The 11,828-nt window shown below is 60.4% G+C and carries 10 protein-coding genes and 1 tRNA gene; 8 read left to right on the top strand and 3 right to left on the bottom strand.

Annotation, left to right across the window (positions count from 1 at the left end):
* Nucleotides 1-65 precede the first annotated feature (65 nt).
* Complete coding sequence (locus EH240_RS10690; RefSeq protein ID WP_124997926.1) at nt 66-530, top strand: phasin; 465 nt, start codon at nt 66-68, stop codon at nt 528-530.
* A 343-nt stretch (nt 531-873) separates the two neighbouring features.
* Nucleotides 874-950, top strand: a tRNA-His gene (locus tag EH240_RS10685).
* A gap of 193 nt (nt 951-1,143) precedes the next feature.
* On the opposite strand, the gene EH240_RS10680 is transcribed toward EH240_RS10685, so the two are convergent.
* A complete protein-coding gene (locus EH240_RS10680) occupies nt 1,144-2,142 on the bottom strand; it encodes a LacI family DNA-binding transcriptional regulator (RefSeq protein WP_124997924.1) in 999 nt (332 codons plus the stop codon).
* 200 nt (nt 2,143-2,342) lie between these two features.
* Here EH240_RS10680 and EH240_RS10675 point away from each other — a divergent pair, with 200 nt between their 5' ends.
* From EH240_RS10675 to EH240_RS10655, 5 genes are all read left to right on the top strand, one after another.
* Complete coding sequence (locus EH240_RS10675) at nt 2,343-3,383, top strand: ABC transporter substrate-binding protein (RefSeq protein WP_124997922.1); 1,041 nt, start codon at nt 2,343-2,345, stop codon at nt 3,381-3,383.
* Nucleotides 3,384-3,410: 27 nt separating this feature from the next.
* Complete coding sequence (locus EH240_RS10670; protein WP_124998148.1) at nt 3,411-4,448, top strand: ABC transporter ATP-binding protein; 1,038 nt, start codon at nt 3,411-3,413, stop codon at nt 4,446-4,448.
* Entirely contained in the window at nt 4,445-5,332 is an 888-nt protein-coding gene (locus EH240_RS10665) for an ABC transporter permease (protein WP_124997920.1), read from the top strand. Before EH240_RS10670 ends, EH240_RS10665 begins: the two co-directional genes overlap by 4 nt.
* Entirely contained in the window at nt 5,325-6,116 is a 792-nt protein-coding gene (locus EH240_RS10660) for an ABC transporter permease (RefSeq protein WP_124997918.1), read from the top strand. The genes EH240_RS10665 and EH240_RS10660 overlap by 8 nt, the downstream gene beginning before the upstream one ends.
* Before the next feature lie 80 nt (nt 6,117-6,196).
* Entirely contained in the window at nt 6,197-7,051 is an 855-nt protein-coding gene (locus tag EH240_RS10655) for a phosphorylase family protein (RefSeq protein WP_245435924.1), read from the top strand.
* Between the two features lie 143 nt (nt 7,052-7,194).
* Here the strand turns inward: EH240_RS10655 and EH240_RS10650 are convergent, their stop codons facing one another.
* Together EH240_RS10650 and EH240_RS10645 are read right to left on the bottom strand one after the other, a co-directional pair.
* Nucleotides 7,195-9,087 (bottom strand): ABC transporter ATP-binding protein, encoded by a 1,893-nt coding sequence (locus EH240_RS10650; RefSeq protein ID WP_124997915.1) that lies wholly within the window; start codon nt 9,085-9,087, stop codon nt 7,195-7,197.
* A complete protein-coding gene (locus EH240_RS10645; protein WP_124997913.1) occupies nt 9,087-10,949 on the bottom strand; it encodes an ABC transporter ATP-binding protein in 1,863 nt (620 codons plus the stop codon). The genes EH240_RS10650 and EH240_RS10645 overlap by 1 nt, the downstream gene beginning before the upstream one ends.
* A gap of 561 nt (nt 10,950-11,510) precedes the next feature.
* On the opposite strand from EH240_RS10645, the gene EH240_RS10640 reads away from it, so the two are divergent.
* Nucleotides 11,511-11,759, top strand: coding sequence for a DUF768 domain-containing protein (locus tag EH240_RS10640; protein WP_124997911.1), 249 nt, complete (start codon nt 11,511-11,513; stop codon nt 11,757-11,759).
* Nucleotides 11,760-11,828 lie beyond the last annotated feature (69 nt).

Raw genomic sequence — 11,828 nt, 5'->3', positions numbered from 1 at the left:
ATATTGCCATCATACATGAACGAGACGGCTTTCTGTCAAAGCCGCTGCCGCTGAAAGGTTGGAAAATGTCTAAGACGACCACCAAGACTTCTGAGACCATCGAGAACGTGGAATTCCCGAGCTTCGACGCCTCCAAGGCCACCGACCAGATCCGCGCCTTCGCCGAAAAGGGCGTTGAGCAGTCGAAAGAGGCCTATGCCAAGCTGAAGACCGGCGCCGAGGAGACCCAGAAGGTTCTGGAGTCGACCTACGAGACCGCCAAGACCGTTTCCGGCGATGTCTCGCTGAAGACCATCGCCATCCTGCGCGCCAATGCCGAGGCCAACTTCTCGCATCTCGAAGCCCTGGTCGGCGCCAAGACGCTGTCGGAAGTCGTCGAGCTGCAGACCGCCTTCCTGCGCAAGGGCGCCGAGATGGCCGTCGAGCAGGCCAAGGACTTTCAGGCCGTCGCTTCCAAGGCGGTCGAGGACGTCTCGAAGCCGGTGAAGACCGCTTTCGAAAAGGCGTTCAAGGACATCAAGGCGGCCTGATATTCAGGCGCAACTCAACGATGCATCAAAACGTCGCATTTCATCAGACAAATAGATGTGCGACGAATTGATCAAACGAATACCCGGAGTGTGAAACCTCCTCCCTTTGCTCTCCGGGGTGACCAGCCAGCTCCTCCTCCCGCTGGCTCGTAACAGGAAAAGGCCGGCACCTCCTCCCGCCGGCCTTTTCTTTTGCCCACTCGGAATTGAGCGGGCTCGCTCATCCGATCTTTGCCTAATCAAAGGCCTTGAATTAGACTCCGATAGCCCGTATTGGACGCATCGCCGATGACAGAGCGGACGCGGAGAATGATTTCTCCTCGGTTTGCGCTCAGGCGGATGTGCCGTTGTAGCTCAGCTGGTTAGAGCGCCGGATTGTGGATCCGGAGGTCGCTGGTTCGATCCCAGCCAACGGTACCATCGGCCGCCAGCGCCTTCCGCCCCGAAACGAGGTTGGTGCCGTGGAGCATTGTTGATCCCTTCCGTCGTGGCGTGTCTGTGGAGACCACACCAAAAGCAGTTGATGCGATCAGTTGGTGAGACAAGCCGTTTGGCGGCTTTCGAGCAACCTCGACAGGCTGCGTTCCATCTATGAATGAGGCGCCGGGACCGACTACTCGCCAGGGTCGAACTCACCTTTGAATAAGACTGTCTCCACTGGCCCATGCGGATTGGCGATCCGGCTCTCCAGGATCTCGATAAGTTTGCGTCCGACACCCGCCATGTCCACGGAATGAACTCCAATCTTCGCCGGCAGGAAGCGTGCCAGCCGCGTGCTGTCACGAGTGACAATGTGGACGTCGCTCCCCGCCTTAAGACCTCTTCTGCCAAGAGCGTGTAACGCCCCTAGAAGGCCCAGTTCGTTGGCGCATGCCAAGCCTGTAGGGGGATCTGACCAAGCCAGTAAGCGATCAAACCAGGCCGCGCTCGATTCCATGGTGAACATGCCATGACCGATCAGCGATTGGTCGATCGGAATACCGGCCTCGGCCATTGCCCTTCCATACCCGGAAAGACGCATGGCACTCGCCTGATCCTCCGGAACGAGAAGTTGCAGCGCAATGCGTCGACAGCCCTTATCCATGAGCCGTCGGGTCGCCTCGTAGGCAATCTGTTCATTGTCGACATCAACATAAGGATACGCGACATCCAGGTCGGTTCTTCCAAACGCGACGAATGGCATGCGTTCATCCAGCAGCAGCTTGACGCGCGGATCAGCCGACACCAGGCGCGTGATGATCAGTCCGTCTGTGCTACGCGCCTGAAGCTGCCGCTGCACACTCTCGATGGGATCGTCATCGGGCGTGGTGGAATAGATCGACAGACTATAACCGGCTTGCCGCGCCGCCAGCGTCATGCCTTCGATTAAAGGGAGCTTCAAAAGATCGGACACATGGTCTCGTGTCTCCATCGGCAGCACTGCCGTCAGCGTCAGCGTTCGACCGGTTTTGAGCGCACGACCATGATGGTTTGGTAAATAGCCGACCCGCTTCGCGGCCTCCTTGACGCGCGCTATGGTCGACGGATGCACTTCCGGCCCATCCTTCAGAGCGCGGGATACCGTGGTCACCGAGAGGGAAAGTTCCGCCGCGATCTGCTTTAGATTGGCCATTGTCGCCCGACTTCATTTGCTAAAGCGCCGGCTGATTTTGCTGAGCGTCATAACCGTTACCGGATTCGACATCACGGTCAATCCAAGCTCCCGCTGGAAGCAGCTTGACTCTAAAGGCATTTGGATGCAATCGTAACGTTACGATTTGAAAAAAATGGCTCGTTTGAGCGATATTTTGATGAATCTTGGGAGGAGAACCTATGTCCTGGCTACGCATTTCCTTAGCAGCATTTGCAATCTCTGCTGCCTTGCCCGTTCATGCTCAAACAGTCACCATCACGACAGCGGGTGGCGATTATGGCAACGCCATGAAGGAAGCCATGTGGGGCCCGGCTGCAAAAGAGCTCGGCTATGATATCCGCGAGGAGACCCTGAGCGACGGCCTGGCTGCCCTGAAGATGCAGGTCACTTCGGGTGCAGTCACGACCGACGTCATTCACCTGGGCTCACCGGAAGGCGCCCAGGCGGCCGCACAATCGCTGCTGGAGCCCCTCGACTACAAGATCATCGATCCCAAATCCGTGCCGGACGGCGCAAAGTCCGACTACTGCTATCCGTTCGATTCCTATGGCACCGTCATGTCGTGGAACACCAAGACCTATGGCGAGAACCCGCCGAAGACCTGGGCGGAATTCTGGGACGTTGCCAAATTCTCGGGCCGTCGCGCGTTGCGCGCCAATGCGCAAGACTCGATCGAGATCGCGCTTCTCTCCGATGGCGTGGCACCGGCGGACGTCTATTCCGTGCTCAGCACGCCGGAAGGGCTAGAGCGCGCCATCAAGCGGCTTGAAGCAATCAAACCAAATGTCGCCGTGTGGTGGACCTCGGGAGCTCAGTCCGCGCAGTTGCTGAAGGACGGCGAGGCGGATTTGGTCATTACCTGGAACGGACGGGCCCAAACCGTGAAAGCAGATGGCGGCGCGGCTGACTACACGTTCAAGGGTTCGGTCATCGGCACGGACTGCCTTGGGGTGCCGAAGGGAGCGCCGAACAAGGAAGCCGCCATGAAGCTCATCGCAGCGATGACGCAGCCCGCGCGCGTTGCGAAGCTGACCGATTTCATTGCCTACGGCCCGGTCAATCCTGCGGCATATGAGGGTGGCCTTATTCCTGAGGACCGTCTGAAGACGCTTGCGACCGCGCCTGAAAATGCTGGCACTTCGGTGTTTTCGAATTCAGAATGGTGGGTCAAAAACGGCGAGGCTGCCCAAAAAGCCTTCGATGAGATGATGGCCCGCTGAGTCTCAGCTGTAAGGCTGGAGCAGATGATGAAGTCGCTCCCGATCACCATCGACAGCGTCAGCAAGGCTTACGGGACCTACGTCGCACTGGATGATGTTTCGCTCGACATTCAAGCTGGCGAATTCCTCACGCTGCTAGGGCCATCGGGATCGGGCAAGACCACGTTACTCATGGCTCTGGCCGGATTTGTCCGGCCGGATTCCGGTAAACTCTTATTGGGCAATCGGGACATCACTCGCCTGGCGCCCAACAAACGGGACATCGGCATAGTATTCCAGAATTACGCCTTGTTTCCCCACATGAATGTCCTGGCCAATGTCACGTATCCGCTGGCGCTGCGCAAGACGCCGAGAGCGGAGGCGCGTCAGCGGGCGCTTGCCACCCTGGCCCGCGTGAAGCTGGATGGTCTGGCGGAGCGCAATGTTGCCGCACTATCCGGCGGCCAGCGCCAACGGGTGGCATTGGCCCGGGCGATCGTCTTCGAACCACGCGTGATGCTGATGGACGAGCCGCTGTCGGCGCTCGACAAGAATCTGCGCGAAACCATGCAGTACGAGATCCGGCGTCTGCACGATGATCTGGGGATCACCACAATCTACGTGACCCATGACCAGCGCGAAGCGCTGATTATGTCTGACCGGATTGCAGTGATGAACTCCGGCCGCATCCAACAGATCGATACGCCGCAGCGGATTTATGATCGTCCATCGACCCGCTTCGTCGCGGAGTTCATGGGCGAGGCTAACATTGTGGCCCCAGGCTCGGCGCGCAGGATCGATGGCGCCGAAGCGTCACGCGAAACTCTGATGATTCGCGCCGAAAGCTTCCATCTTGATGCAAAGCTTGTCGGGCGAGACGGTGTGGCTCTCGAAGGAATGCTACGCGCCAAGGCGTTTCGCGGCGAAAACTGGCTTTTGACGCTGGCGCTTGACAGTGGGCAAGAGGTTCTTGTCTGCATTCCGTCAGCGCTGGCCGGCGGCTGTGCCGAGCTTGCCACCGGTCAGCGGGTGACCGCATATGCACCAGCAGCGAAGGTTCACGCGATACCGGGAGCGACAGCGTGACCGTCACTGTGGATACTGCGCTCGCCGCAGATGCGCGACGCGAGCGGCGGTTCTTCCTTTCGCTTTCGCTCCCGGCGCTTTTCATCGTTGGGCTGGCGGCGATACTGCCCATCCTTTGGATCATCCGGCAATCCTTCCTGACCACCGGGGGTGAGTACACCGTCGGCAATTACCAGAAGGTCCTTTCGAGCGGACTGACATGGTCGGCGCTCGTCACAACCCTTGAACTGTCCCTCGGCACGCTGGCGATCTGCATTCTTCTCGGCACCCCGCTGGCACTCGCTTTGGCCAGCGCCAGACCAAGGGTGGCCAACGTACTGATGGCCTTCGTCATGCTGCCATTGTGGACCGCTATCCTGGTGCGCACTTATGGCTGGCTCGTGCTCTTGCGGCGTGATGGCCTGATCAACGCGGCTTTGACTGGTTCGGGCCTGACAGCGGAGCCTTTGCCGCTGGTCTATAACTTCACGGGAACGCTCATCGGCATGGTTCACTACATGCTGCCGCTCTTTCTGCTGCCCGTTTATGCCGCGATGCGCGATATCGACCCAAACCTCATTCGCGCGGGAGCGAGCATGGGAGCCACACTCGGGCAGGTCATCCGCACCGTCATAATGCCACTTTCGGCGGGCGGCATCTTCTCGGGTTCGATCATCGTTCTCATCTACACGATAGGTTTCTTCATCACGCCGGCGGTGCTTGGCGGCGGCAGGGTAAATCCTCTCTCTACCCGGATCGAGCGTACGCTAACGACCTTTCAGGATTGGGGGTCGGCGAGCGTCTTGGGCATTCTGCTCCTCGTTCTGATGGCGCTGATAGGTGTGATGTTGCTGGCGGCTCGGCGCCTGCTGGCCCAGAACACAGTTGATGCCCCCCATGCTTGAGGCCTATCCGCACAACACACTAGCCCGCATTCTCCTCTGGAGCTTTGCTGCTCTTGCAATGGCATTTCTGATGTTGCCGACGCTCGTGGTGGTGCCGCTGTCCTTCTCGGCGTCGAATCTCCTCGAGTTTCCGCCGAACGCGTACTCGTTGCGTTGGTACGAGAACTTCTTCGGCTCGGCAACGTGGATGGCTGCACTCAGGACGAGCCTGATCCTTGGGACATTGACGGCGCTGATCGCGGTGCCTTTTGCGCTCCTTGCCTGCATCTCAATGAATCGGCTAGGCGGGAAGACCGCAACGACTATCCAGAGCATCTTGCTCACCCCCTCGATCACCCCAGGAATCCTACTTGCGATCGGCCTCTTTTTTGTGCTGGCGGCACAACGTTTAGTCGGAACTTTGTTCGGTGTGCTGGTCGGACATGTAGTGCTGGCCGTTCCGGTGGCGTGCATTGTGTTGTTGCCCGCCTTGGCTCGCTTTGACTGGAACCAGGTTCAGGCGGCTCGTAGCCTCGGTGCGAACTGGGCCAGAGCTATTGGCGGAATAATTGTTCCGCAACTTCAGCTCAGTTTGTTGTCGGCGACATTGATGGCGTTCCTGACGTCGCTCGATGAGTCTGTGATTTCGATCTTCATCTCAAGTGGTCGCAACAGCACGATGCCGAAGCTCATGTTCCTGTCACTGCGCGATCAGATCGATCCGACCATTGCGGCGATCTCGACATTGTGGACCGCTATTGTTGTGGTCGTCGTCTTAATCGTGACCTTACGCCAAAAATCCTGACCGAGACTGGAAACATGCCTACAAATCGTCACGCAGCCGGTGCTCCGGCGGTTCCATCAACGGACATACCTCAGGTAGGATTGGCCATCATCACCGGGTCAGCAAACTGGGGGCTTGCCTTCCCGGAAGATGTCGGATTCGACGGTGTGCGCACGTTGCGGCGCGACATGAGTTTTGAAACGCCTTTCGGTCGCACCGACAACTGGAAGCTGCTCGAGTTCGATGCGTCGATTACCGCCGAAGGTAGAACGAAACGTGCGTTGTGCATGTATTCGCACGGCAATCCCCGCGACCGTATCGACCATTCCTGCCACCGCCGCGCGTTCTGGGTATTGATGAAGGCGGGTGTAAGACAAGTCCTCGCCTGCTCGACCGTTGGCGCCGTCAACAAGGCGATCCAGCCCGGAGACATGGTGGTGACCGCCGATATCATCGAACTCACGCAGACCCCTTTTTCACTGCTTCCCGACCGCCAGAGCTTTGATTGCTCGGGCAAGCAGATCGTATGTCCAAGATGTGCGGCGGTTCTGGTCGAAACGGCCCGCCGTCATTGGCCGGCCGAATGCCGCGTTCATGGCATCGAACAGCAGTTGGTGGCTGCCCATTGTTATGGGCCGCGACTGACAACCCCAGCCGAAGCCTTGGCGTATCGGGGCATGGGGGCAGATGTACTCAACCATTCGATAGCCCCTGAGGCTACCTTGTCGCGCGAAATTGGCGCATGTTTCGTGCCATGCGCGTTCGTAACGGCAGGCTTCAACGACTATATGGACCGAAACCGCCAGAAATTGTTGCAGGAGGACATCTTGCCGACGCTCTCCATGACGGCCTCACTGGTCGCGCTGAAGACCGCCGCACGACTTCCTGCCGACCCCGAATGCTCTTGCCACGGTCTGAAGTCGCCTCAACCTGAAGAGCGTTCCAGCCGGTTCTGAGGCTGCGACTGAGCTTCGTCGCTGCAGCTGGCAGGGAGGTTATGCAACGGGTTTGTGGCGATTCAAATGCGCTGTCGGGACAGAAAAATCAAACAAAAACAAGACAAAAGCCCAGCGAACGGTACCGTCGATTTCCTGGACGGTCACGTCGCTTTGCCGGCCGCGGCGTCCATTCCCATCTCCTCCTCGGAAATGTCGTCGAACGAGGCGTAGTTCATGTTGTAGAGGCGGGCGTAGAGGCCTTTTCGTTGCATCAATTGCTCGTGGTTGCCGCTTTCGACGATCTCGCCGTTCTGCAGCACGATGATGCGGTCGGCGCCGCGGATGGTGGCCAGCCGGTGGGCGATGACCAGGCCGGTCCGGCCTTCCAGCAGTTTTACCAGCGCCTTCTGGATCAGCATCTCGGTGTAGGAATCGATGCTGGCCGTGGCCTCGTCGAGCACAAGGATCCTGGCGTCGGCCACCAGCGCCCGCGCGAAGCTGATCAACTGCCGCTGGCCGAGCGAGAGATTGCCGCCGCGCTGCTCGAGCTCGGTGTCATAGCCGTCAGGCAACTGTTCGATGAAGTCGTGCGCGCCGACAGCCTTCGCGGCGCGGACCACCTGCTCGCGGGTTGCTCCGGTCTTGTGGTAGCGGATGTTCTCCAGCACCGTTCCGGAAAACAGGAACGGCTCCTGCAGGACCATCGCCATCTGTTCGCCGAGCGAATCCTGCGTCAGGTCGCGCACATCGTGCCCGCCGACCAGCACCTGACCCGCCCAAACGTCGTAGAAGCGGTGCGCCAGCGCCATGGAGCTCGACTTGCCCGAGCCGGTCGGGCCGACAAGCGCTACCGTTTCGCCCGGATTGACGCGGAAGCTGACATTCTTCAGCACCGGCTGGTTCTGCCGGTAGCCGAAGGTGACGTTCCTGAACTCGACCGAGCCGTCCATGTCGCGCGACAGCGCCACCGCGCCTTGCCTGTCGGCAACGTCCACCGGCACGTCGAGCACTTCGGAGATGCGCTGTCCCGAGGCCATGGCGCGCTGCATGACGCTGTACTGCATGGTGAGCGAGCGGATCGGATCGAAGAAGCGCTGGATGTAGAACAGGAACGCCACCATGACGCCGACGTCGAGGCCGTGCGACAGCACCATCGAACCGCCGACGACGATGACGGTCGCCATGGCGATACCGGTCAGCGTGTCGACGATCGGCACCATCACCTGCGCGTATTTGGCCGACCTCAGATGGGCATTGAGATTGGCCAGCACCTTCTCGTCATAGAGCTCAAAATTGACGTGCTGGCGCTCGAGGCTTTGCACGGTGCGCACGCCGTGAATGCCTTCGGCCAGCGCCCCGTTGGCGATCGAGTTGGTTTCATGCGCGGCCATGAAGGCGACCTTGGCGCGCGGCAGCCAGAACAGGCGAACGATGAACAGCATAGGCATGGTCGACAGCGTCAGCAGGCCGAGCCGGAAATCGAGCCAGAGCAGCACGCTGACGATGCCCAACAGCAAGACGATGTCGCCCACCGACATGACCGAGGTTTCGAGGAATTCCTGCATCGAATTGACGTCGCCCTGCAGGCGCGACATCAGCCGGCCGACCTCGGTCTTGTCCATGAAGCTCAACGAGACCCGCTGCAGATGGCCGAACATGGCGCGGCGCAGGTCGGAGAGCACATTCTCGGCCACCTTGCCGACGACTCTCTCCTGAACATAGCTGGCCGCGTAGTTCACAAGGATGACTGCCGCGAAAGCAACGGTCGCCCAGGCCATCACCGACCGGTCCAGCCTGCCCGTCGCCATGCCGTGGTCGATGGCATAGCGGATGATCAGCGGGATCGCCAATTGCGTCAGCGTGAACGCCAGCACCGCGGCGACCGAGATGAAAATCCGGGTCCGGTATGGCCGCACGAAACTCCAGATGCGCCGCACGATGCGCCGATCGTAGGCCTTGCCGAAAACCTCTTCCTCATCGCGATGCGAGCCGACGACCGCCTTTGCCGGTCGCCCGCTGGTGTCTTCCTTCTCGTCGTCGCGCGGGTCAGACATCACGCGGCTCCAAGTGCGGCGGGCCTGTCATCGTCGGGCCGCAGCTGCAGGTCGTAGAGCGCGCGGTAGCGTCCGCCCAAGGCCAGCAGCTCCTCATGCGTGCCGCGCTCGACAATCCTGCCGCCCTCCATGAACAGGATCTGGTCGGCATGCATCAGCGAGCTCAGCCGGTGCGAGATAATGAGCGTCACGCGATCCTTGGCGAAGCGCTTCATCGCCGCCCGGATGCGCTGTTCGGTGCCGGCATCGATGGCCGCGGTGGAATCGTCGAAGACCAGCACCGAAGGCCGCAGCATCAGGGTGCGGGCGATGGTCAGGCGCTGCCGCTGGCCGCCGGAGAGCGACGCGCCGCGTTCGCCGACGATCGTGATGTAGCCGGCTGGAAGTCCGATGATGTAGTTGTGCAGCTGGGCATACTCGGCGGCCTGGCCGATGCGGGTCTCGCGCGCCCAGGGGTTGCCGTAGGCAATGTTGTTCTCGATCGAGGTCGTGAACAGGAACGCGTCCTGCTGCACGACGCCCACCGCCTTGCGCAACGATTGCAGCGTGACTTCCCGGATGTCCTGGCCGTCGATGTCGATAGTGCCCGAGCTCACATCGTAGAAACGCGGGATCAAATGCGCGATGGTCGATTTGCCGCTGCCCGGCGCGCCGACAATGCCGATCGTCTGGCCAGGCCTTGCTTCGAAGGAAATGCCGGAAAGCGTTGGCCGGCCGCCTGAACCCGCATAATGGAAGCCGACATTCTCGAAGCGCAGCACGCCTTCGGTGACGACGAGTTCCCTGGCGCCCGGCGCGTCCTTGATGTCGAGCTCGGTGTCGAGCAGCTCGAACAGCCGCGTGCCGCAGGTCGAGGCGCGTGCGAACGAGTTGACCATCAGGCCGAGCTGGCGCACCGGCATCTGCAGGATGGTCATGAAAGTGAGGAACTGTGCCAGGGTTCCGACACTGATTTGACCCGACATCACCTTCTGGCCGCCGAACCAGAGCACGAGGCCCATGGCCGCCAGGAACGAGAAGTTCATGGCGCTGGTGTTGCTGACGCGGATATCGACGCGCTCCTTGGCGAGGTCCAGCGCATCGCGTTTGGCGCGGTCGAATTTCTCCAGCTCATGGCGTTGCGCCGCGAAAGCGCGCACGACGCGGATGCCGCCGAGGTTCTCGTCCATGACCCGGCTCAGCACCGATAGTCGCTGTTGCAGGGTCAGCCAGGTGCTGCGCAGTCTCAACTGGGTGACGGAGGATCGCCAGGCGACGAACGGCACGAAGCTCAGGCTGAGCAGCCCGAGCGCGAGATCCGTGCTGATCAGCAGATAGGCGCCGACGCCGATCAGCACGCCGAGCAGGACCACGCGCAAGACGCCGGTGGAAAAGAACATGCGCACGCCGTCGAGATCGAGCAGTCCGAGCGTGATCAGATCGCCGGTGTGGACCCGGTCGTGGAAGGCAAAGCTCAGGCGCTGGATCTTCTCGTAGAAAGCCAGGCGCAGCTCATAGCCGGTCTGATGGCCGACGGCCTCGCCATAGTAGTTCTGCGCCATGGTGAAGAGGCCGCGCAGCACGCTGACGACCAGCAGCGTCAGGGCGGTGTTCCAAAGCGCGTGCTGCGCGGCAGTGCCGGCACTCTCAGCCATCACGCCTTGCGCCTGATCGATGGCGCGCCCCAGCAAGCGTGGAATGAGAAGCTGCAGCGTCGCGGCAATGAAGGTCGAAACGATGGTGATCGCCACCTGCCAGGGATGGCGCAGTGTCATGCGCATGATACGGAGCAGGGTGCTGAGACCCTTTCCCCAAGAGGCTTCCGCCACGTGGGCAAAGGATTTGCCGCGCTCCGGCGCGCTGCTGTTTGCATCCGTATGCAAAGGGAAATATCCAAACAGATCCGGACATTAGCCCGGACGAATGAAACAGACTCAAGTGTGAGCGGTGCGATGTTACGCGTCTCCCGCTTGAGCGTTCAAGGGCCAATGACGCCATCGCGTCTGTGCCTGACGACGCGACGATGTGTTTGTTGTCCGACGGTTGCCTGCTCCGGCTGACGCGGCGGAAAGTAGCAGGACGGCGAGCGGAGTCGACATTGCGTGGGGATATCACTATATACCGGCGGCTTTCGGTTTCTCGCCCCTATGGCGCGCCTGCGAGATCGCCGTGAATGCGTTGCGTGTTGTGACGGAAATCGGTCTGAAAAGCCGGGAAAAAGCAAGCAGAAACAACAGAGCGGATCTTTGACGGTCCTGGCCAAGCATCATCATCCCCAACGATCTGAACGTGCTCCTCGAACCTTTCCACTCCTTCGGCTGTGCGGACCTGGGCAAGGCATCTTGCCCGTCGAGGCCGACTCGGCTCGAATGGAGCATGCATCCTTTAGCGGGATGGGGGCGTTCATGACTACCAACCGGCATTGCCGCTAGGGAAGAAGCAGTATGAGCGAACACGCGATCGAGTTCTTGCGCGGATGGATCGGCGAGAAGGTCCAATGCCAGCATTCGCCGGCCAAGATCGAGAAGCAGGCCGAAACCCTCGCCAAGGAGTGCTGCGCCAAGGCCGCCGAGGAAGGCATCCTTCTGGAAGACATTCAGGAAGAAGTCGGCGACATCCAGGAGCTGATCGCCTCGCGGCTTGAGGAAGTCGCCGAAGAGAGCGAGCGCGAAACGAAGGCCGACAAGTCGTAGAATATCTGCGCTGGCCGGGCGCGTCTTTTCCCAACTTCGCCCAAGGATGACGATGGTGGGGACGTTTCG

Source organism: Mesorhizobium tamadayense, assembly GCF_003863365.1.
GTDB classification, from domain to species: domain Bacteria; phylum Pseudomonadota; class Alphaproteobacteria; order Rhizobiales; family Rhizobiaceae; genus Mesorhizobium; species Mesorhizobium tamadayense.
This window is presented reverse-complemented; position numbering and strand designations above follow the sequence as displayed.